This is a genomic window from Saccharothrix mutabilis subsp. mutabilis (assembly GCF_039521145.1).
GTDB classification, from domain to species: domain Bacteria; phylum Actinomycetota; class Actinomycetes; order Mycobacteriales; family Pseudonocardiaceae; genus Actinosynnema; species Actinosynnema mutabilis.
The window spans coordinates 744,938-767,942 of record NZ_BAAABU010000001.1; the positions used below are offsets into that span (position 1 = coordinate 744,938).

The following is a 23,005-nucleotide window of genomic DNA, read 5'->3' on the forward strand; positions in this document are numbered from 1 at the left end:
GGGGGCGTTTTCATGGGGCTGCCAAGCACAGGAAGGGCCTCGGTTCGTTCCCCGTACGGCCTGGGCGCAGCCCAACCACGCTTGGGTCTTCTGTGCAACCACGCTTCACCGGTTGCACAGAAGACCCAAGCGTGGTTGCCTCCGGCAGGCCGTACGGGGAACGAACCGACGCCCTTCCACCCCCGGGGGCCTGCCGCGCGGCGAGCGCCGCTTTTCAGCTTTCAGCTTTGATCTTGAGAGCACCCTTCCACCCCCACCTCCGCCGGATAGGATCCGGGAGTGGATCCGTCGGACGACCTGAGACAGTGGGCACCCGAACCCACCGCCACCACCGCGCCGGCGATCAGCCTGCCCGGCTACAGCGACTTCCGGCTGGTCGCCCACGGCGGCGAGGGCACGGTGTACCGGGCGCGCCAGGACGGACTGGGGCGGGACGTCGCGGTCAAGGTCCTCGACGTCACCGATCCCGGGACCGTCGCGCGGTTCCGGCGCGAACTGGAGATCACCGTCCGGCTCGGGCGGCAGCACCCGCACATCGTGACCGTGCTCGACACCGGCTCGATCGCGGGTCGGCCGTGCATCGTCATGGAGTACCACGACCTCGGCTCGCTGCACGACCGGCTCACCGACCACGGCCCGCTGCCCGTCGCCGAGGTGGTGGCGGCGGGGATCGCGGTGGCCGACGCGCTCGCGTTCGCGCACGGGCAGGGCATCCTGCACCGGGACGTCAAGCCGCAGAACATCCTGGTCCTCCCGACCTCCTACGTCCTCGCGGACTTCGGGATCGCGCGCGGCGCGGACGCCGGGCACTCCGCGTCGCTGCAAATGGTCAGCTACCGCCACGCCGCGCCCCAGATGGTGGAGGGCCACCCGCCGGCGGCGGCGGACGACCTGTGGTCGCTCGGCTCGACCCTGTTCACCCTGCTCGACGGGCAGCCGCCGTTCGCGTCGGCCACGCCCGAGCAGGACACCATGCTCGCCTACCTGGGCCGCGTGCAGTCGATGCCGCCCCGGTCCCTGCTGCGCCGCGACGTGCCGCCGGAGCTGGTCGCGATCATCCTGCGGTGCCTGAACAAGAACCGCGAGGACCGCTTCCCGGACGCCACCTCGCTGCGCGCCGCCCTGGCCGCGATCCCGACCTGGGCCCCGCAGTCCACAGTGGACCCGGACCACACGGCGGCGGTGCGCCGGGACGTCCCCCGGCACTACCCCGAGGGCCCGACGACGGTCCCGGACTTCGGCCCGAGCCCAACCCCGCCCGAACCCGAACCCACCCCGGAACCGCCACCCGCCGACCCACCGGCCCCGCGCACGTGGACCGAGGACCTGGCCGACCTGACCGTCCGCCACTCGACCCACCGCCCCCCGGTCCCGCCGCCCGCACCCCCGCTGGTGACCCTCCCGCCGGACCGCCCGCTCACCGGCAAGCCCCGCGACAACCGCATGGCCGACGAGACCGGCGAGGGCTCCCGACGCGCGCCAAGGGTCCTCGCCGGCGTGGCGGCACTGGTGGTCGGCGTCGGCGGCGGGGTCTACCTGAGCGTCCGCAACAACGCCCAAACCGTTACCGCCCAGCCGCCTTCGTCCTCCACCACCACGACCACCTCGGCCACGTCGCTCCAGGCCGACCCGAGGTTCGTCCCGGTGCTGAAGCGCTTGGAGGACAAGGGTTCCAGCATCACCGTGCACTGGACCGACCCGAGCGGGGGCAAGGCGCAGTTCGTGGTGTTCGACGTGACCGGTCAGACGCCGCGCGGGGTGGGCAACATCGCCGCCGGCAACACCCAGCACACCGTCGAGGGCCTGGACCCGAAGGCGGAGCAGTACTGCTTCAAGGTGGTCGCCATCGGCCTGGAGGACTCGACCACGCAACGCGGTTCGTCCGACCAGTCCTGCGCGGTCCGCAACGGTTAGCGACGCCAGAGGGGCCGCGGATCAACCGCCCACAACAGCCGACGCGACCACCGAGCCCGCCGCTTCACACCCCGAGTGACAACCCGCGCCAACCGCCACGCCTCCGCCCCACCCCTACGCCTCGCCGCCGACTCCACCCCACCCCCACGCCTCGCCGCCGACCCCGCCCCGCCAACCACCCGCGCACCCACCGGCGCACCCACCGGCGCACCCACCGGCGCGAAGGCCGAGCAGTCGGCCAGTTCCGCCAGCCGATCCGCAGGCGGCCCCAACTCCCGGGCGATGTCCGGAGCCGTCCGATCAGGCGGCGGGGTGCGGCCGGCCAGCAGCAACCCGTCCAACACGTGGTCCCAGGCCCCCGCCGCGCCGGCCCGCTTCAACCTCACCCGCCGACCGACCCGCAACGCCACCACCAGCACCAACACCACCAGCGGGACCGCGGCCAGCACGACCCAGCCCACCCACCGACGGGACTCCGACGCGACCGCCTGCCCCGGCGGCTGAGCGGACGACGGCACGAACGGCGGCGGAGCGGACAGCGCGGTCGTCGTCGGCGTCGCGGTGATCGACGCGAGCCGGTCGAGCACCTCCCGCTTGGCCGCCGCGCTCGACCCACCCGACGACGACCCCGCCAACGGGTCGAACGGGACCCAGCCCCACCCCTCGAAGTACACCTCCGGCCACGCGGTGGCGTCGCTGCCGCGCACCACACGCTCCTCGGCACCGACAGCACCGACAGCACCGACAGCACCGACAGCACCGCCCCCGACAGCACCGCCCCCACCCACGGGCTGGAACCCGACCACCACCCGCGTCGGCAACCCGACCGCCCGTCCCAGCACCGCGAACGCCGAAGCGAACTGCTCCGCCGTCCCGGCCCCGGCACCCGGCTCCCCCGCCGCCCCGAACAGGAACCGCTCCAGCCGCGCGTAGGACGACCCGACCGGCGCGCCGGCGTCCGGGACGCGTCCGGTCTTCACCACCTGCTCGATGGCCACCGCCCGCTCGAACGGCGTCCGGGCGTTGCGCACGATCTGCCGCGCGTACTCCGCCAGGGAGAACGGCAACCCCGGCAGCGCCAGGTACCGCCGCGCCCGCTCCCCCGCCGGGACGCCGGCCCGCGTCAGGTCGGCGTCGTCGGGCACGTCCACGACCCCGCGCACCCGGTACGACAGGCCCGGCGACAGGCCGTCCAGCAGCACCAGCGACCCGGAGTTCGGGTCCACCATCGCGCCGTCCAGCGTGACCGACGTCGGCCGCCCGGCCGTGGGCACCCAACTGCCGGTCAACTCGCCGATGGTCACCTCCACCTCGGCCTCGGCGGTCCGGCCGCCCGGCGGCAGGTCCGGGGCCGCGACCGCGCCGATGGGCCCGTACAGCGACGCCGCCCGCCACGTCGCGCCCGAGTAGTCCGACAGCGCCGCGAGCCGGATCGCCCGCTCCGGGCCGCGCACCCGGAACAGCTCGACCGGCCCGAGGTTCGCCCAGGAAGCCAGCTGCGGCAACGGGTTCGTCACGCCCAGGTCGGTCACCGGCGGCTCGACCAGCTCGCGCGGCTCGAACGCGCCGGTGGTCGGCACGGTCGAGGCCAGCAGCGCCACCACCGCGACCGGCACCAGCGGCAACGCCGTCAGCAGCCGGCCGCCGGTCTCCAGCCGGTCCACCACCAGCCAGCCCACCACCAGCAGAGCCACCAGCAGCAACGCCATCAACCCGTAACGGTCGGCCTTGCCGGCGGTCAGCAGCGCGGTGCACGTGTAGAGCACGACGACCCCGACCGCGGGCCCCAGCAGGGCCCGGCCGGTCACCGACAGGGCCACCGCCAGCGCGACCCCGAACACCAGCAGCACGCCCGGCACCAGCAGCTCCGGCGTGGCGGGCGCGGGGCGGGCGGCGGTCAGCAGGCGCGGCACGACGTCGAGCAGCACGGTGGTCGGGTCGGTGGTCTCGCCGGTGTCGCGGGCCACCCAGTACGCGCCGACCAGCGCGAACGCCACCAGGCACAGCAACGTCAGCCCGGAGGGCACCCGCCGCCACCGCACCAGCGGCACGCACGCGAACGCCACCACCACCGCGCCGGAGAACACCAGCGCCGGCAACCACCCCTGCCACCCGGCCCCGAGGTGAACCGCCGCCACCACGAGCACCAACGCCGCCCACCCCGACCGCGCACCCGCCAACCGCGCGACCACCGACGCAGCACCGGCCGAAGCAGCACCCACCGACCCAGCACCCGTCGACCCGGCACCCGCGCTCACCGGGCCACCGCCGTCCCCCACGCCGCCAGCAACGACTCCGCGTCCGGCGCGCGCAACACCAACACCCCACCCGACGCGGAGATCCCCGCCGCCGCGTCGACCGCCAGCACCACGCCCACCGACGCCCGCGACGCCTCCAACGTCAACGCCGACACCTCCGACGCCGGCCCGCACACCACCGCCACCACGTCCAGGTCCCGGATCGGCACCGACGAAGCGCCCGACGTCCCCAGCGCCATCTCGGCCAGCACCGCCAGCACCGCGGACGCGTCGACCGACCCCGCCGCCACCTCCACGTCCACCCCGCCCGACGACGTGAGCAGCCGCACCGGGTGCCCCTCCGCGACCGCCACCGTCACCAGCGACGCGGCCACCTCGACCGCGTCCTCGAACCGCGCGGGGTCGGGGTAGCCGCCGGCGTCGTCGTCCAGCAGCACGGCCAGGTGCGGCCGGGCCGGGTCGGCGTCCTCGCGGACCATCAGCGTGCCGGTGCGGGCGGAGGTCGCCCAGTGCAGGCGGCGCAGGTCGTCGCCGGGCACGTACTCGCGCAGCCCCACCAGGTCCGTGCCGCCGCGCTCGACCCGCTCGTCCGCGCCGACGTGCCCGCGCCGCACCCCGCCGGGCAACCCGCGCACGGGCAGCACGCGCGGCACGACCCGCACCCGCACCACGTCGCCGAGCACGGTCCGCGCCAGCGCCAGGCCCGCCAACCCCCGCCGGCTCAACGTCAACGGCCCCACGGGCAGCAGCCCGCGGGCGTGCGTGGGGATCGGGTACTCGACCTTGACCGTCTGCCCCGGCCGCAGCAGCGGGATGTCCACCGGCACCGCGTTCCCCGCGACCAGGTCCACCGCGTCGAACATGACCGGGAACCGCTTGCCGGTGCCGGTCAGCTCGACCACGCCGGTGCACGCGCCCAGCCGCGGCACGGTCCGGGGCCGCACGGTCCGGCGCGGCTCGACCCGCGCCCGCGACAACACCGACAGCACCCCGACCACGGCCAGCGCCACCAGCGCCACGCCCATCCCGACCACGCCGGGGTACCGCCACCACAGCCCGACCGCCACCAGCAGCACGCCGAGCACCACCGCGCCCACGCCGCGCCGGGTCAGCCGCACGCCCCTCATCGCGACGACGGTCTGGGCACCGCCACACCCGCGACGACGTCCTGGAGCACCTGTTCGGTCGTGACCCCGGCCAGCTGCGCCTCGCGGGTCAGCACCAGGCGGTGCGCCAGCACGGGCACGACCAGCGCCTGGACGTCACCGGGCACGGCGAAGTGCCGCCCGCGCGAAGCCGCGTACACCTGCACGCACCGCACCAGGGCCTTCAACCCGCGCGTGCTCGCGCCCAGCCGCAACCGGTCGTCGGCCCGCGTCGCCGCGCCCAACTCGCCGACGTAGCGCAGGATCGGGTCCGCCACGTGCAGGGTCTGCAACCGGCGGCCGTACTCCGCCACGACGTGCGGGTTGGACACCGTCGGCACCGCGCCGACGAACCCCGCGCCGCTGCCCGGCCGCAGCACGTCCAACTCGTGCTCGGGCGACGGGTAGCCGATGGACGTGCGCAGCATGAACCGGTCCAGCTGCGCCTCGGGCAGCCGGTAGGTGCCGTCGAGGTCGATCGGGTTCTGCGTGGCGACCACCAGGAAGGGCGCGGGCACCGCGTGCGCCACGCCGTCCACGGTGACCGTGCGCTCCTCCATGACCTCCAGCAGCGCGGACTGGGTCTTGGCGGCGGCGCGGTTGATCTCGTCGGCCAGCACGATGTTGGCGAACACCGGGCCGGGCCGGAACTTCACCTGGCCGGTCTGCGGGTCGTAGACCGACGTGCCGGTCACGTCGGAGGGCAGCAGGTCGGGCGTGAACTGGACGCGCCGCGACACCCCGCCCAACGCGCCCGCGACGGCGCGCGCCAGGGTGGTCTTGCCGGTGCCGGGCACGTCCTCCAGCAGCACGTGGCCGCCGGCGAACAGCGACACCAGGACGAGGTCCACCACGTCCCGCTTGCCCCGGACCGCGGTCTCCACCGCGTCGCCCAGGCGAGCGTGCAGGACGCGGAACGCCGCGGTCTCGTCCTCGCCGACCGCCGGGACCGCCGTTGTCGTCACTTCTCGCCCGTACCCCTCGTCGTGCCCTTGTTCACCGTTCGTCTTCGGGGCGCTTGCGGTTGCGCAGCCCCAGCAGCCACGCCGCCGCCAGCAGCGCCAGACCGCCGCTCGCCATCGGGGCCGCGTCGGCGCGCGGCGCGCTGCGCGGCTGGCAGATCCGGCCGCCGCCGCAGGGTTCGGGCTCCAGGTCGCGCACGATCACGCTGCGGGCGTAGGAGTCGACCGACTGCCCGCCGGCGTGCGCCCGCACGACGATCCGGTTCGTGCCGATGTCCACGTAGATCTCGACCGACCCGCCGCCGCACGCGATGGGCACGGACGTGCTGTAGGTGATGTTGACGACCTCGCACGTGCCGCTGTGGTTGGCCCAGTCGGCCGGGGGCGAGGTGTTGATGATCCGGCTGAACACGTCGCCGGTCGCGCCGACCGAGGAGATCACGACCGCGCCCGCCGTGGGCAGGCTGGGCGGCGGCGGCGGTGTGGTGGTCGTCGTCGTGGTCGGCGGGGGCGGCGGGGGCGTGGTCGTCGTGGTGGTCGGCTGCGGTTGCGTGGTGGTCGCCACGACCGGCGGGCGCACCGAGAACGACGCGGTCGCGGCCTCGCCCGACCCGAGCCTGTTGTAGGCCGTCACGGACACGTCGAGCCGGCCGCTGGCGCAGAACGCGCCGCCCGCGCAGGGCAGCGACAGGTCCGCCGACGTCCCGGCCACCCGGGTGGACTTGGTGCCGCCGCTGAACCCGCCGGTCGCGGTCACCGAGTAGCCGGACACCGCCTCGCCGTTGTCCGGCGCGGCGCCCCACGTCACGCGGACCACGACGGTCGAGCCGTCGTTGGACACCTGGTTCACCGTGACGCCGGGCGGCCGGCCGGGCGCGACGCCCTTCACCCCGGCGCTCGGGGTGGTGGTCACCGGCGCGTCGGTGGTGGTCGTCGGGTCGGGGCCGCCGGGCCGCCGGTCGTCGCGCGTGGGCGGGTCGGGCCTGGGCGGCGGCGGGCTGGGCACGCTCGGGATGGGCGAGCGGTCCGGGTCGGTGACCGGGAGTTCGGGGCTGCGGATCACCACGTCCTTGGTGCGGCCGTCGGTGTCCACGATGACGCCGTTGGACGCGCCGGGGGTGTTGATGAACAGCTTGCCGTCGTCGAAGACCAGTTCGGGGTCGTCGCCGGGCGCGGGGACGTCCTGGCTGCCGCGCTTGCCCGAGCGGTCCAGCACCACGACCTTGCCCGCGCCGCGGCACGGCACGTAGACGCGGTCGCGGAACACGGCGGGGCGGCCGGGCCGGGCGCAGCCGTACTGGCCCATGTCCACGCGCACCACGTCGTCGTCGGAGACCAGCACGACCGCGCCCGCGTCGGGCACGGCGGCGGGCACCAGGCCGGGCGGGCTGGTCTGGGCGGCCAGCACCTCGCCGGACAGCGAGTCGGTGCCCAGGGTGAGGTCGCGGGTGGTGCCGTCGCGCACGACGACGCCGCCCTCCAGGCCCAGCAGGGTCACGCCGCGCTCGTGGGGCACCAGGGCCGTGCGGGGACCGGCGCCGGGCACCGGCCGGTTGGAGAGCCGGCGGAACTTGTGGGCGTCCTCGGCCCATTCCAGGGCGTGCAGGTTGCCGCCGTGGTCGACGGCCCACACCACGCCCCGGTCGTCGGCGACGACGTCGGCCAGCGGCCGGCCCACCCGCCACGGCTCGCCGACGTCGGCCAGGGTCACCGGGTCCACGTTGTGCACGGTGCCCGCGTCGCGGTCGACCACATGAATGCGGTCGTCCACGATGAGCACCTTCGGCGACTGCCCGACCGGGGCCTGGCGGCGTCCGCTGGCGAGCAGGGTGGCCAGGTCGACGACGGTGATCTGGCCGGTGCGGCGGTCCAGGACGATCAGCCGGTCGTCGGACTGCGCGATCTCCAGCTGCGCGTCGCCGCCGCTGACCTGCAACCGGGTCTGCGGCTTGCCCGAGCTCGGGTTGACCTGCACGACCTCGCCGCGCTCGTCGTCACCGAGCCAGGTCATCCCGTCGGAGACGTCGACGGCGGTGCGCGCGATCCCGTTGCCCAGCGCCGCGCCGACCAGCAGCAACACGCCCAGCGAGGCGGCGGTGGCACTCGCCGACTGACGGCGGCCGACCGCGACGACCCGACGGGCGATCTTCCCCAGCGTTGACCCCACGCGCGGATGCTAACGCTCTCCTATGACACTTCGGAGAAGACTCCGCGGCCCTGCTCCGACCGGCCCAGGGGCCTTCGGCCGGATGCGTCCACTTCGGACCGAACACCTCCCTCGCGGGAGTGACGCCCGGTCGCGCGCCGCGCGGAGGATCCCTGGTTGCGCGCCGCGCGGAGGATTCCCGGTTGCGCGCCGCGCGGAGGATTCCCGGTTGCGCGCCGCGCGGGGAGGGACGCCCGAGTGTGCGCCGCGCGCCGGTGGCGGGGTGAGCGCTCGCCCGGCTAGAACTCGCCCAGCTCGGCCCGCACCTGGGCGCACTCGCCCTGGAGGCCCTTGTCGATCGCCCGGCTGATCTCCTCCAGCGACCGCAGCTGCTCCGGGGTCAGCACGTCGAACAGGTGCTCGCGCACCGCCGTGACGTGCCCGGGGGCGGCCCCCTCCAGCACGGCATACCCGCGGTCGGTCAGCACGGCGATGGAGCCGCGCCGGTCCGACGGGCACGCCTGCCGCCGCACCCAGCCCTCCTTCTCCAGCTTCGCCACCGCGTGCGAGAGCCGGCTGCGGGAGGAGTGGCAGACCAGGGCCAGCTCGCTCATCCGCAGCGACCGGTCCGGGGCCTCGGAGAGTGCGACCAGGATCTCGTAGTAGGCGACCGGCATCCCCGAGTCGCGCTGCAACTGCCGGTCGAGGTGTTCGGTGAACTTGGTCACGGCGGTCGTGAAGCCGCGCCAAATCCGCTGTTCATCGGCGTTCAGCCACCGCACGTCGCTCATGCTCCCATCATACGGTCCTTGTTGAACTCTCAACCAGGATGCGCTATGTTCAGTTGAGAGTTCAACCAGACCGAGCGAGAAGGACTACACCATGACCACGCAGACCGTGCAGATCCCCGGCTACATCGCGGGCACGTGGGCGATCGACCCGGTGCACTCCGACGTCTCCTTCGTGGTCCGCCACCTCGGCATCTCCAAGGTCCGCGGCCACTTCGACACGTTCGAGGGCCAGATCGTGACCGCCGAGAACCCGCTGGAGTCGACCGTCACCGCCAAGATCGAGACGGCGTCGATCAACACCAAGAACGAGGCGCGCGACGCCCACGTCCGCAACGAGGACTTCCTGGACGTCGAGAAGCACCCCGAGCTGACCTTCACCTCCACCGGCGTGCGCGCCAACGGCGAGGGCTTCATCGTCGACGGCGAGCTGACCCTGCGCGGCGTGACCAAGACGGTCGAGCTGGAGCTGGAGCTCAACGGCTTCGGCGACGGCTTCGAGGGCGCGAAGGTCGCGGGCTTCTCCGCCAGCACCGAGATCAGCCGCAAGGACTTCGGCGTGACCGGCGGCGCGGCGGGCGCGGCCGTCGGCGACAAGATCACCATCCTGCTGGAGATCGAGGCCGTCCTGCAGGCCTGAGCACCCCCTTCGAAGGGGCCTGACCGGCGAGTCCGGACAGGCCCCTTTCGCGTGCACGTGCGGTGTTCGCATCGCCGGTTCGAGTGACCCCTGGAATTCCACCCGATTCGGCACATCGGTACGGTTTGAGATCTTCCAGGCACGAACCGTGAACCACCGGCCCGCTCCGCCCGTACTAATGGACACGTTCCGCTCACGGTGTCTAGACCACGTGGGTGACACGGGCTGGATTCATGGCACCATCTGGCGCAACATGCGGCTGGACGCCCGGCGAGGAGGATCGGTGTGAACGCCCGGACCGAACAGGTCGACGACATTCGACTCGTCGCGCTGCCCACCGCGGTCAACGTCGCGGACATGTTCGTGCGCTTCTCGCTCGGCGAGTGGCGCCTGCGCTCGATGCAGGACGAGGCCGCCCAGACGGCCCGCCGCCTGGTGGCCGCGGCGGTCGAGGTGGCCGACCAGCGCGCTCCGGGGTTCCTCCTGGTGCGCCTGCGCCTGAGCGGCAACTGCCTGGTCGTGGAGGTCGAGGGCAACCGCGTGGCGCTGCCGCCGGAACTCGCGGGCGGCCGGGCGGGCCTGGTGGACCTGACCGCGGGCGGGCGCCTGGCGTGGTGCGAACTCGCGCTGCCGTCGGGCATGAACGCCTCGGCGGTCCCCCTGCCGCGCCGCGAACCCCGCCGCTCCCCGGCGGCGGAGGCCCTCGGCGACGAGCCCGAGGTGGACCCGGAGGTCATCCAGCGCATCCTCTACGGCCTGGGCGGAGCCATGGACCGCCGCCAGGACTGACCCCGCAACCAGTTTCCGCCGGTCCCCCGTGAGACGATCGAGACGGGGGCCGGAGGCCACCCGGCCGCGCGCCCACCGCCCGGCCGGGTACCGATCTCCGCAGGTCAGCGAGCCAACGCCGCCAGTGCGACCGCCAACACGGCCATGCCGCACCACGACACCACCGGCAACCGCTCCCCCAACACCACCACGCCCGACACCGCCGCCACCGCGGGCTCGGCGAGCGTCAACGTCGTCGCCGCGGCGGCCGAAGTGTGCCGGAGCCCCATGCCGAACAGCAGGTAGGCCACGAACGTGGTGAGCACCGACAGGTGCACCACCACCGCCACCCCACTACCGGCGCTCAGCCACCCCACGCCGAGCCACAGCAACACCGGCAAGGTGAACACCGACGCCCCGCCGAAGACGGTTCCCACCACGGCCCGCGCCGGGAACCCGACCCCGATCAGGTGGGCGCACACCGCGGAGTACGCGGCGTAGGACAACCCCGCGACCACGGCCAGCCCCACCCCGACCAGGTCGACGTGCGCCTCCCCGCCCCCGAGGACGAGTGCCGCGCACCCCGCGACCGCCGTCGAGGTCACCAGGGGCCGCGAGCGCATCCCCAGCACGATCGGCGCGGTGGCCAACGCCACGGTGGTGGCCACCGCGACACCGGTCCGCGCCACCGCCGGGTAGAACGCCAACGCGTACCCGGCCACCGTCACCGCCCCGAGGAGCAACAACCGCCGATCGGCCCGGACGACGACCTCCCGCGCACCACGCGCGGTCAGGAACAACAACAAGCCACCGACGACCAACCCCGCCGCGCCGACCGCCGCGGCGGGTGCGGACGCCGGCGCCAACGAGCTGACGGTCCCGGTGGTGCCCCACAGGAAGCACGCGCCCAGGATGGGCAGCGGTCCGTGGGTGAAGCGTGCTCGAAGCACAGTGGACGACACGTGTTCTCCGTTCGCGGATGTCCGAAAAAGGGCGCGAACGGGCGCACGGCGACAGGGCCGAGCGATCTGGGTGAGTTGCCGCGGGTGCGCCCGTCAGGCGGCCGGCGGCGGCAGAACGACGTGCCAGTGGGTGTTCACGCCCGGCATCGTAGCTGATCGGTACGCTGGGATCATGGAGACGGGCGTCGCCGACGACCTGCTGCGGCGGTCCCTGGTGGTGTACAAGTTCGCGGTCGAGGAGCTGATGACCAAGCTCCGCATCCTCAGCGAGGAATTCGACCTCGTCCACCGGCACGACCCGATCGAGCACATCACCCAGCGCGTCAAGCGCCCCGACGCGATCCTCGACAAGCTGCGCCGCAAGGGCCTGCCGCCGGACCTCGCCCTGGCCGCCGAGCACCTCGACGACGTGGCCGGCGTCCGGGTGGTCTGCCCGTTCGTCTCCGACGTCTACCGGGTCCGCGACATGCTGGCCCGCCAGAGCGACGTCGAGATCCTCAAGACCAAGGACTACATTGCCGCCCCGAAGCCCAACGGCTACCGCAGCCTGCACCTGATCGTCCGCATCCCGGTCTTCCTGTCCGACCGCGTGGAGCACGTCAAGGTGGAGGTCCAGTTGCGCACGATCGCGATGGACTTCTGGGCCACCCTGGAGCACAAGCTGTTCTACAAGTACGACGACCAGGTGCCGGCCGGTTTCGTGGAGGAGCTGACCAGCTCGGCGGCCATCGCGGCCGAGCTGGACGCCCGCATGGAGTCGCTGCACCAACGCATCCAGCACGACTAGCACCCGATCGCCGCGCGGAGCGGGCGTTTCCCGGCGGCCCGCCCACGCGAGGCGCGCGGCCACCCCCGGCCCCGGCCCCGGCAGATGTTCGACCCGCCGCACCGGTTGCGCGGCGGACCGTCACGCCAGCGGGATCTCGTCGTCCGACGCCGGGTCGATCCGCCGTTCGTCCGCCCCGATCCGGACGTCGTTGATGCTCGCCTCGCGCCGCCGCATCAGGCCGTCCGCCGCGAACTCCCAGTTCTCGTTGCCGTGGCTGCGCCACCACTGGCCCTCGTCGTCGTGCCACTCGTACTGGAAGCGCACGGCGATCCGGTCGCCCGCGAACGCCCACAGGGACTTGCGCAGCACGTACCCGTGCTCCCGCTCCCACTTGCGGGTCAGGAAGGCGACGATCTCGTCCCGACCGGTGATGAACTCCGACCGGTTGCGCCACACCGAGTCCGGTGTGTACGCCGCCGCCACGCGCAGCGGGTCGCGCGTGTTCCAGGCGTCCTGCGCGGCCCGGACCTTGCGGCGGGCGGTCTCCTCGTCGAACGGCGGCACCAGCTGCACAGCCAACCCCCTCTAACGGTTGTGATTCACTCCAAACGTTAGAACATTCGCCTAACGCATGCAAGCCGGTGCTACCGTGAGACCCGTGCTGCCCGACGAACCCCGCCCCGTCCGCCTGATGAACACCGTCTGGGCCGACCGGTCCGGGCTGCACGACGACCTCACCACGACGGAAGGCTTGACCACCTGGCTGGGCGGCACCCCGACCGACGCCGCCGACCTGGAGGCGTTCCGCGCCCTGCGCCAAGCCCTGCGCGACCTGGCCGCCACGATCACCGACGACACCCGCGAGATCGCCGCCGCCCGGGACCGGGACGCGGCCGTCGCCGCCGTGAACGCCGCGGTCCGCCGAACCGCCACCTGGCCGCAGCTCACGGTCGAGAACGGCGACCTGGTCCGCCGGACCGCCACGGACACCCCCAGCCGACCCGCCGAAGCCCTCGCCGCCACCGCGGCGGAGGCGGTCGAGCTGTTCACCGGTCCGGACCGCGCCCTGCTGCGCGCCTGCTACGCCCCGGGCTGCGTCCTGTACTTCGTCAAGGACCACCCGCGCCGCGAATGGTGCTCGCCCGGCTGCGGCAACCGCGTCCGCGCCGCCCGGCACTACCGCCGCACCCGCGCCACCGACGCGTAACAACCCGCCGGCCACCCCGCGCACACCGCACGCCGGCGCGCCGAACACCCACGCACACACAACCCGGCCACCCCGCGCACACCGCGCCCTCACGCGCCGACCGGCCGCGCGCATCGCACGGCGCGCAACCCGGACAAGTGCCGCCGCGCACCCCGACAACCGACCGGCGAGTAACCACAAACGACTACCGATGCCGGAAGGTTACGCCCCGCGCCGCATTTCTTCGGTAACACTGTCCAACGCCGTGAAATATACTTCGCGAGTCCATCCAGTGGACACGCCCGCGACAAGTTTCCCCGCGAGTGCGAATAGACTTCACATACGCGCCGGGCATTACGGAACCGGCCAGTCCAAACCAGGCCGTTCGAGTGAAATGGGGAGGCGCCGCCGGAAACGGCCGGTTACTTCCGCAGAAACCGGGGAACCTTAATTCGGCAGATGCTCCGTTTGGCGGTCGCGTGGCTCCCGGAACGGCCGTCAACGTAGGTCCGCGACCAAATGGTCCATTCGCACAAAGGATCGGATCGATGAACCCCGAACAGATCGCCCGTCGATTAGTCGGCCTCGTCGACGAGCACCTCGTGCCCGGCGCGCAGCTCGCCGTGCACCGCCCCGGTGAAGGGCTGTGGACCACCGCCGTCGGCCTTCCCCCCGACGCGGCCGTGCCCATCGGGTCGATCACCAAGACCTTCACCGCGACCGTCGCGATGGCCCTGGTCTCCGACGGCGACCTCGAACTCGACGCGCCGCTGCCCGACGTCGGCCGGCCCCTCACGCTGCGCCAACTGCTCAGCCACACCGGCGGCCTGCCGTCCGACCCAGACGACGTCCACGGCACCTCGCTGCGCCGCCACGCCCTGGAGGCGTGCCGCACGCTGGTTCCGCTGCACCGCCCCGGCGCGGGCTTCTCCTACTCCAACATCGGCTACGTCCTGGTCGGCCACCTCATCGAGCAGGCGACCGGGATGTCCTGGTGGGAGGCGGTGGACGCGGTGCTGCTGCGCCCGCTGGGCCTGCGCCCGCGGTTCACCGTGGGGCCCGACACCGACCGCGCCGCGGTGCCCGGCCACGCCGTCAACACCGCGCTGAAACGGGTCGTCCCGGTGCGCCAGTCGCTGGCCCTGGTGGACGCGCCGGCGGGCGCGCTGGCGGCCAGCGCCACCGACCTGGTGACGTTCGGGCGCATGCTCGCGGGCGCGCCGCCGACCCTGGTGGACCCCGACGACCTCGACCTGATGCGCGCGCCGGTGCGGCACGCGGAGCCGTTCGGCATGGCCGACGGCTGGGGGCTGGGCCTCGCCCTCTACGAGCGGGACGGCGCGGTGTGGGTGGGCCACGACGGCACCGCCGACGGCACCTCCTGCCACCTGCGGATCAACCCCGACGACGGCACCGTGGTCGCGCTGACCACCAACGGCAGCAGCGGCTTCGCGCTGTGGCGGGACCTGGTGCCCGAATTGGCCGAGGCCGGCCTGCCGGTCGGCGATTACGACGGATTCCGCGCGCTGCGCCGCCGCATCCCGCCCCCGCCGGAGTGCGCGGGCCGGTTCCGCAACGGCGACACCGAATACAAGGTGCGACCGGCCGACCGCGAGGAGTTGGAGCTCACGGTGGACGGCGAGCCGTTCGCGGACCTGTCGTTGTTCGACGGGCTGGTGTTCGCGATGCGTGATTCCGACACGGGCGACACCAGCCAGACGGGCCGTTTCCTGCGGGACCCCCAGCGCGGGTCGATCGAGTGGATCCAGATCGGCGGCCGGCTCGCGCGGCGGCAGGTCCCGGAAATGGTCTGAAAAACACGTTTGGACCCCAGTAGAAGCGGGTAAGGCGGCGCCCGCTGCTCCCCGAATCCCCGAGAAAGGTTCCGCTCGCGATGACGTCTGCCCAAAACCTGCCGAGACTCGTGGCCGAGCAGGTCGCCCGGACCCCCGAGGCCCCCGCCGTGGTCTGCGCCGAGCAAGCGGTGAGCTACCGCGAACTCGACGCGCGCGCCAACCGCCTGGCGCACCTGCTGCTGGCCAAGGGCGCCCGACCGGAGCGGGTGGTGGCGATCGCCCTGCCCCGGTCGGTCGACAACGTCGTCGCCCGGCTCGCCGTGCTCAAGACCGGCGCCGCCTACCTGCCCGTCGACCCCGCCTACCCGGCCGAGCGCATCGACTTCATGCTCGCCGACGCCGAACCGCTGCTCGTCCTCGACGGGCCCCTGGACACCGACGGGCAGCCCGACAGCGACCCCGGTGTGCCGATCCACCCCGACTCCCCCGCCTACGTCATCTACACCTCCGGCTCCACCGGGCGGCCCAAGGGCGTGGTGGTGACCCACCGGGGTCTGCCCGCGTTCGCGCACGCCGAGGTCGCGCACTTCGACGTGCGGCCCGGCGACCGCGTCCTCCAGTTCAGCTCCCCCAGCTTCGACGCGTCCGTGCTGGAGCTGTGCATGGCGCTGCCCGCCGGCGCGGCCCTGGTCGTGCCGCCGCCCGGCCCGCTGCTGGGCGACCAGCTCGCGGACGTCATCGACGAGTTCGGCGTGACCCACGCGCTGATCCCGCCGGTGGCGCTCGCGACCGTCCCGGACCGGCCGCTGCCCACCTTCCGCTGCCTCATCGTCGGCGGCGACGCGTGCCCGCCCGACCTCGTGGCGCGCTGGGCCCCCGGCCGGACGATGATCAACGCCTACGGCCCCACCGAGTCCACCGTCGTCACCAGCTGGAGCGGCCCGCTGGAGCCGGGCGGCGCGCCGCCCATCGGGCGGCCGATCCCCGGCACCGAGGTCCGGGTGCTGGACGACGAGCTGCGCCCGGCCGACGAGGGCGAGCTGTACGTGACCGGGGTGGGCCTGGCGCGGGGCTACCTGCGCCGGCCGGGCCTGACGGCGACCCGGTTCGTGGCCGACCCGTTCGGCCCGCCCGGGTCGCGCATGTACCGCACCGGCGACGTGGTGCGCCGCGCCCCCGACGGTGACCTGGCGTTCGTGGGCCGCGCCGACCACCAGGTGAAGATCCGCGGCTTCCGGGTCGAGCCGGGCGAGGTCGAGGCGCTGCTGCGCGAGCACCCCGCGGTGCGGCAGGCCGTCGTCGTCGCCCGCGACGAGCCCAAGCGGCTCGTGGCCTACGTGGTCGGTGAGGTGGAAGGCCTGCGCGAGTACCTGGCCGCCACGCTCCCGGACTACCTGGTGCCGTCGGCGTTCGTCGCGCTGGACCGATTCCCCCTGTCCCCCCACGGCAAGCTCGACCGCGACGCGCTGCCCGCGCCCGTCGTCGGCCCGGCCCCGGAGGACTTCCTCGCGCCCCGCACGGACGCCGAGCGGCGGGTGGCGCAGGCCTGGCAGGACGTCCTGGGCGTCCCCTCGGTCGGCGCGCACGACGACTTCTTCGCCCTCGGCGGCGACTCGATCCTGGCCGTGCGGGCGCTGGCCCGGCTGGGCGGCCTGCCGGTCGCGGCGATGTTCGAGCACCGGACGGTCGAGGCGCTGGCCGCCGTGCTGCCCACGCGCACGCCGATCCCCCGCGTCCCGCACGACCGCCCGCTGCCGCTGTCGCCCGCGCAGCGCCGGCTGTTCTCCCTCGACGGCACCGCCGAGCAGAACACCGGTGTGGGCCTGCGGCTGACCGGTCCGCTGGACGTGTCCCGCCTGGAGTCCGCGCTGGACGCGTTGGCGCGCCGCCACGCCGCCCTGCGCACGACGTTCGACGTGGTGGACGGCGAGCCGGTGCAGGTGGTCACGGACCACGGCACCATCCCGCTGGTCGTCGGGGACGAGCGCGAGCTGTGCGCGCCGTTCGACCTGCGGCGCGGCCCGCTGACCCGCGCGGTGCTCAAGCCCCTCGGCCCGCAGGACCACGTCCTGGTCCTCGTGCAGCACCACATCGTCACCGACGGCTGGTCGGTGGCCGTGCTGGTGGACGAGCTGGCCGACCTCTACGCGGGCGTCGAACCGGCCGCGCCCACCGCCCAGTACCCCGACTTCGCGGTCTGGGACGCCGACCGCCCGCACCGGGACGCCGCCCACTGGGTCGAGCGGCTGGCCGGGCTGGAAGCCCTCGACCTGCCCACCGACCGGCCGCGCCCGGCCCTGCGCACCACCGCCGGGGCCGTCCACCGCCGTCCGCTGCCCCGCGACCTGGTGGACCGCCTCACCGCCGTGGGCCGCGCGCACGACGCCACCCTGTTCACCACGCTGACCGCGGCCGTGCAGGTGCTGCTGTCCGCACGGGCCCGCCAACGCGACATCGCCGTCGGCACCGTCACCTCCGGCCGCGACCACGCCGACCTGGAGCGCGCGGTCGGGTTCTTCGTCCGCACGCTCGTCCTGCGCTCGTGGGTGGACCCGGACCTGCCGTTCACCGCGTTCCTCGACCAGGTCCGCGGCACCGTCGTGGAGGCGTTCGAGCACGAGGACGTGCCGTTCGACCGGATCGTGGCCGAGCTGGGCGTCGAACCCGACCCCAGCCGCACGCCCCTGGTCCAGGCGGTGGTGGCGTTGCAGCAACCCCTGGTCAAGCGGGCGGACTTCGGCGGGCTGGCGCTCGCCGAGCACGACCTGCCCCGCCCGAACGCCCGGTTCGACCTGGTGGTCGAGTTCTGGCCGCGCGACGACTCGCTCACCCTGACCGTCGAGTACAACACCGACCTGTTCGACGCCGAGACCGTCGAGCGCCTCGCCGAGGACCTCGACCGGCTCCTCCACGACGTCGTGGAGCACCCCGACCGGCCGCTGAGGTCGTTGGTGGAGCTGGACTTCCCGCCCGACGACGCCGTGCGCGTCCGCGGCCTGCGGGTGGACCTCGCCGAGGTGGAGCAGACCCTCAAGCGGCACCACGAGGTGGCCGACGCCGTCGTGGTCCCGGTGGACGGCCGCCTGGTCGCCTACGTGACGCCGCCGGTGAACCCGGCCGCCCTCAAGGGTTTCGCCGGCCAGACCCTGCCCGCGCACGCGATCCCGGCGACGTTCGTCGGCCTGCACCGGCTCGACCGCGCCGACCTGCCCGCGCCGCCGCGGGAGTCCGAGGGGTACGTCGCGCCCCGCACGCCCACCGAGGCCGTGCTGGCGGACGTGTTCGCCGAGGTGCTGGGCGCGCCGAAGGTCGGCGTGCGGGACAACTTCTTCGCGCTGGGCGGCGACTCCATCCTGGGCATCCAGGTGGTGACCAGGGCCCGCGCGGCCGGGCTCGTGCTGACCTCGCGGGACATCTTCGCCCACCAGACCGTCGCCGCGCTCGCGCCGCACGTCACCCGCGACCTGCCGCCCGACGCCGACCAGGGCCCGGTCACCGGCGAGGCGCCGCTCACCCCGATCCAGAAGTGGTTCCTGGGCACCGGTTCCCGGTTGTTCGAGCAGTCCCTGGTGGTGGACCTGGACTTCGCCGTCACCGAGGCGGACCTGGCCGACGCCGTCGCCGCGCTGGTCGAGCACCACGACGCCCTGCGGATGCGGTTCGAGGGCGACCGGCAGGTCAACCGGCCCGTCGGCGGCCCGGACCCGTTGCTGCGCGGGGAACTCGTCGGTCCGCGGTCGGTCCGGCTGACCGCGGACCACCTGGTCGTGGACGTGGTGTCGTGGCGCGTCCTGGCCGAGGACCTGGTGACCGCGTTGCGGCGGGAACCGCTGGGCCGCAAGACCACGTCGTACCTGGACTGGGCGCGCCGGCTGGCCGAGCACACCCGCGCCGGCGGGTTCGACGACGAACTGGCGCACTGGGCCGCCGTCACCGGCGGGGACGTGCCCACCGACCGCCGGGGCGCCAACACCTACGCCACCGAGCGGACGATCACCGTCCGACTGTCCGAAAAGGACACCACCGCGCTGCTGCGCGACGTGCCGGAGGTGTACCGGACCCAGGTCAACGACGTGCTGCTGACCGCGCTGGGCCGGGTGCTGGCCGACTGGACCGGCCGCGACCGGGTCGTGGTGGACCTGGAGGGCCACGGCCGCGAGGAGCTGTTCGCCGATGTCGACCTGTCCCGCACGGTCGGCTGGTTCACCTCGGTGTACCCGGTGGCGCTGGACGTGCCGCGCGAGTGGGGCGCGGCCTTGAAGTCGGTGAAGGAGCGGTTGCGGGCGGTGCCGCGGCGCGGGATCGGCTACGGGGCGCTGCGCCGCCTCGCCGGCGGCCCGGCGTGCGACCCGGCCGTGGGCTTCAACTACATCGGCCGGTGGGGCGGCGGACAGCGCGACCTCGACCTGACCGCCGACCCGGACATGCCGCGCCCGCACCTGCTCGACGTGGTCGGCCGGGTGCAGGACGGGCGGCTGGAGGTCGCCTGGCACTACAGCGCGGCCGTGCACGACGAGTCCACGGTGGCGCGGCTGGCCGAGTCCTACGCGGCGGCGCTGCGCGCGGTCATCGCGCACTGCGCCGCCCCGGGCGCGGGCGGCCGGACGCCGTCGGACTTCCCGCTGGCGCGGCTGACCCAGGAGCAGGTGGACCGGATCACCGGCGAGGACGCCTACCCGCTCACGCCGATGCAGGCGGGCATGGTCTTCCACGGCCTGGGCGAGCGCGGTCGCGTCGGGTCGGCGCGACCGGACACCCGCGTGTACTTCCAGCAGACCACGTTCCTGGTGGACGGGGTGCCCGACTCGGCGGCCTTCGCCCGCGCCTGGCAGCGGGTCGTGGACCGGACGCCGGTGCTGCGGTCGAGCGTGCTGTGGGAGGACGTGCCCGAGCCGCTGCAAGTGGTGCACGCGCACGCCGAGGTGCCGTTCACGTTCCTGGACTGGAGCGACCTGGACGAGGACGCGCGCGCCGAGCGGCTGCGGGTGTTGCTGGAGCAGGACCGGGCGCTGGGCATCGACCTGTCCGTGCCGCCGCTGATGCGGGTGGCCGTGGTCCGGCTCGCGCCGGAGACCGTGCGGGTGGTGTGGACGTTCCACCACGTGCTGCTGGACGGGTGGAGCGTCTTCCAGGTGCTGTCGGACGTGCTGGGCGAGCCCGCCGAGCGCCGGCCGTTCCGGGACTACGTGGCGTGGCTCGCGGCGCGGGACGAGCAGGCCGCCGAACGCCACTGGCGGCAGGTGCTGGGCACGTTCGACTCGCCCACGCCGCTGCCGGCCGACCGGCCCGCGACCGGCCCGGCGGCGTCGTCGCAACGGCACTCGGTCGCGCTGTCGGCCGAGGAGTCGGGCCGGCTCTACGCGTTCGCCCGCGCCCACGGCCTGACCGTGAACACGATGGTGCAAGCCGCGTGGGCGTTGCTGCTGGCGCGGTCGTCGGGGCAGCGGGACGTGTGCTTCGGCGCGACCGTGTCCGGGCGGCCGGCGGACCTGCCGGGCGCGGACGCCATCACCGGCATCTTCATCAACACGCTGCCGGTGCGGGTGGAGGTGGACGGCACGCGTCCCGTGGTGGCGTGGCTGCGCGACCTCCAAGCGGCGCAGGCGGAGTCGCGGCGGTTCGAGCACGTGCCGCTGACCCGGCTCAAGGCGTGGAGCGCGGTCGCCGAGGGGGTGGACCTGTTCGGCAGCGCGGTGGTGTTCGAGAACTACCCCGTCGAGCTGGGTGACGGGATGGGGTTGCGCGAGATCGAGGCCGTGGAGACCACGAGCTTCCCGCTCAGCGCCACGGTGTACCCGTCGGAGCGGTTGGGCGTGGTGCTGGGTTACGAGCCCGCGATGTTCGACGCCGCGACCGTCGAGCGGCTGGGCGAGCGGCTCAAGGCGCTGTTGGTCGGGCTGGCCGAGGACCCCGGGCGGCCGGTGGCGCGCGTGCCGTGGCTGTCCGACGCCGAGCGCCGCCAAGTGCTGGTGGACTGGAACGGCTCGGCCGAGTTCCCGGTCACCACGACCATCCCCGAGCGGTTCGCCGCGCAGGCCGCCCGCACGCCCGACGCGATCGCGGTCAGCTTCGCCGGCGAGCACCTGACCTACCGGGAGCTGGACGAGCGCTCCAACCGGCTGGCCCACCACCTCGTGGCGGCGGGCGCGGGCCCGGAGCGCCTGGTGGCCCTGCTGTTCGAGCGGACCGCGGACCTGGTCGTGGCCGTGCTCGGCGTGCTGAAGTCCGGCGCGGCGTACCTGCCGATCGACCCGGCCTACCCCGCCGAGCGCATCGCGGGCACGATCGCCGACGGCAAGCCCGTGGTCGTGCTGGACCGGCTGCCCGACCTGTCCGGCTACCCGACGACCCCGCCGGCGGTGGCCCACCACCCGGAGCACGCGGCGTACGTGATCTACACGTCCGGCTCGACCGGCAAGCCCAAGGGCGTGGTGATCCCGCACAGCAACGTCATCCGGCTGTTCGCCGCCACCCGCCACTGGTACGGGTTCGACGAGGACGACGTCTGGCCCCTGTTCCACAGCTACGCGTTCGACGTGTCGGTGTGGGAGTTGTGGGGCGCGCTGCTGCACGGCGGGCGGCTGGTCGTCGTGTCCTACGAGACCTCCCGGTCGCCGCGCGAGTTCGCCCGACTGGTCCGGGAGGAGGGCGTGACGGTGCTCAACCAGACGCCGTCGGCGTTCTACCAGCTCATCCCCGAGCAGCCGGACGTGGAGCGGGTGATCTTCGCGGGCGAACCGCTGGACCTGGACAAGACGAAGGACTGGCGCGGCGCCGGGACCATGATCAACATGTACGGCATCACCGAGACGACCGTGCACGTCACCTACACGGTGGCCGACGGCTCGATCGGCGTCCCGATGCCCGACCTGCGGGTCTACGTGCTCGACGAAGACCTCGAACCGGTGCCGCCCGGGGTGGTGGGCGAGATGTACGTGGCCGGCCCCGGCCTCGCCCGGGGCTACCTCGACCGGCCGGGGCTGACCGCGTCCCGGTTCGTGGCCAACCCGTTCGGCGCGCCGGGCGAGCGCATGTACCGCAGCGGCGACCTGGGCGTCTGGCGCGACGGGACGCTGCACTGCCTGGGCCGCGCGGACCACCAGGTCAAGATCCGCGGGTTCCGCGTCGAGCTGGGCGAGATCGAGGCCGTCCTCGCTGCGCACCCCGCGGTCGCGCAGGTCGTCGTGCTCGCGGTGGACGAGCGCCTGGTCGCCTACTACGTGCCCGACGGGCACGTGGCCGTGGCCGACCTGCGCGAGCACGCCTCGGTCGCGCTGCCCGACTACATGGTCCCCGCGGCCTACGTGGCGCTGGACCGGCTGCCGCTCAACGCCAACGGCAAGCTCGACCGCGCCGCGCTCCCCGCGCCCGAGCGCGACGCGGTCACCTCCACCGAGTACGTGGCCCCCCGCACCGAGACCGAGCGGGCCATCGCCGAGATCTGGGCCGAGGTGCTCGACGTGGACCGGGTGGGCGTGGAGGACAGCTTCTTCGCCCTGGGCGGCGACTCCATCCGCAGCCTGCGCATCACGTCCCGGACCAAGGCGGCCTTCGACGTGGACCTGTCACCACGCGACGTGCTGACCGCCCGCACCGTGTCCCACCTCGCCGGCCTGGTCGAGGAACTCGTGCTGGCCGACCTCGAAGCCCTCGCCGACCGGGAAGCGTGAG

The 23,005-nt window shown here is 73.8% G+C and carries 13 protein-coding genes and 1 pseudogene; 7 read left to right on the top strand and 7 right to left on the bottom strand.

What is annotated here, in order from left to right; translation table 11 throughout:
* The first annotated feature begins 279 nt into the window (after window positions 1-279).
* Window positions 280-1,914, top strand: a complete 1,635-nt coding sequence (locus tag ABD126_RS03370) for a serine/threonine-protein kinase (RefSeq protein WP_343932090.1) — start codon at window positions 280-282, stop codon at window positions 1,912-1,914.
* Here ABD126_RS03370 and ABD126_RS03375 read toward each other — a convergent pair.
* The 5 genes from ABD126_RS03375 to ABD126_RS03395 form a co-directional block, all read right to left on the bottom strand.
* Window positions 1,911-4,136, bottom strand: coding sequence for a transglutaminase TgpA family protein (locus ABD126_RS03375; protein WP_343932091.1), 2,226 nt, complete (start codon window positions 4,134-4,136; stop codon window positions 1,911-1,913). The two genes, ABD126_RS03370 and ABD126_RS03375, sit on opposite strands and share 4 nt — an antisense overlap.
* A 32-nt stretch (window positions 4,137-4,168) precedes the next feature.
* A complete protein-coding gene (locus ABD126_RS03380) occupies window positions 4,169-5,299 on the bottom strand; it encodes a DUF58 domain-containing protein (RefSeq protein ID WP_343932092.1) in 1,131 nt (376 codons plus the stop codon).
* Window positions 5,296-6,282 carry an AAA family ATPase gene (locus ABD126_RS03385; RefSeq protein ID WP_343932093.1) on the bottom strand — a complete coding sequence of 329 codons (987 nt, stop codon included), beginning with the start codon at window positions 6,280-6,282 and terminating at the stop codon, window positions 5,296-5,298. Before ABD126_RS03385 ends, ABD126_RS03380 begins: the two co-directional genes overlap by 4 nt.
* A gap of 31 nt (window positions 6,283-6,313) precedes the next feature.
* Entirely contained in the window at window positions 6,314-8,446 is a 2,133-nt protein-coding gene (locus tag ABD126_RS03390) for a YncE family protein (RefSeq protein WP_343932094.1), read from the bottom strand.
* 278 nt (window positions 8,447-8,724) lie between these two features.
* A complete protein-coding gene (locus ABD126_RS03395) occupies window positions 8,725-9,216 on the bottom strand; it encodes a MarR family winged helix-turn-helix transcriptional regulator (RefSeq protein WP_343932095.1) in 492 nt (163 codons plus the stop codon).
* A 91-nt stretch (window positions 9,217-9,307) separates the two neighbouring features.
* Here ABD126_RS03395 and ABD126_RS03400 point away from each other — a divergent pair, with 91 nt between their 5' ends.
* The gene (locus ABD126_RS03400; protein WP_343932096.1) at window positions 9,308-9,853 is read left to right on the top strand and encodes a YceI family protein; all 546 of its coding nucleotides are present in this window, start codon (window positions 9,308-9,310) and stop codon (window positions 9,851-9,853) included.
* Between the two features lie 285 nt (window positions 9,854-10,138).
* Entirely contained in the window at window positions 10,139-10,642 is a 504-nt protein-coding gene (locus tag ABD126_RS03405) for an ATP-binding protein (RefSeq protein WP_343932097.1), read from the top strand.
* A 104-nt stretch (window positions 10,643-10,746) separates the two neighbouring features.
* On the opposite strand, the gene ABD126_RS03410 is transcribed toward ABD126_RS03405, so the two are convergent.
* Complete coding sequence (locus tag ABD126_RS03410; RefSeq protein WP_343932098.1) at window positions 10,747-11,583, bottom strand: EamA family transporter; 837 nt, start codon at window positions 11,581-11,583, stop codon at window positions 10,747-10,749.
* 172 nt (window positions 11,584-11,755) lie between these two features.
* Here ABD126_RS03410 and ABD126_RS03415 point away from each other — a divergent pair, with 172 nt between their 5' ends.
* A complete protein-coding gene (locus tag ABD126_RS03415) occupies window positions 11,756-12,370 on the top strand; it encodes a GTP pyrophosphokinase (protein ID WP_343932099.1) in 615 nt (204 codons plus the stop codon).
* 120 nt (window positions 12,371-12,490) lie between these two features.
* On the opposite strand, the gene ABD126_RS03420 is transcribed toward ABD126_RS03415, so the two are convergent.
* Window positions 12,491-12,925 carry a nuclear transport factor 2 family protein gene (locus ABD126_RS03420; RefSeq protein WP_343932100.1) on the bottom strand — a complete coding sequence of 145 codons (435 nt, stop codon included), beginning with the start codon at window positions 12,923-12,925 and terminating at the stop codon, window positions 12,491-12,493.
* Between the two features lie 85 nt (window positions 12,926-13,010).
* On the opposite strand from ABD126_RS03420, the gene ABD126_RS03425 reads away from it, so the two are divergent.
* From ABD126_RS03425 to ABD126_RS03435, 3 genes and pseudogenes are all read left to right on the top strand, one after another.
* The gene (locus ABD126_RS03425; protein WP_343932101.1) at window positions 13,011-13,559 is read left to right on the top strand and encodes a CGNR zinc finger domain-containing protein; all 549 of its coding nucleotides are present in this window, start codon (window positions 13,011-13,013) and stop codon (window positions 13,557-13,559) included.
* A 527-nt stretch (window positions 13,560-14,086) separates the two neighbouring features.
* Window positions 14,087-15,352, top strand: a complete 1,266-nt coding sequence (locus ABD126_RS03430) for a serine hydrolase domain-containing protein (RefSeq protein ID WP_343932102.1) — start codon at window positions 14,087-14,089, stop codon at window positions 15,350-15,352.
* Between the two features lie 53 nt (window positions 15,353-15,405).
* Window positions 15,406-23,004: pseudogene (locus ABD126_RS03435) on the top strand (amino acid adenylation domain-containing protein); the annotation flags it as partial.
* Window position 23,005: the final 1 nt, after the last annotated feature.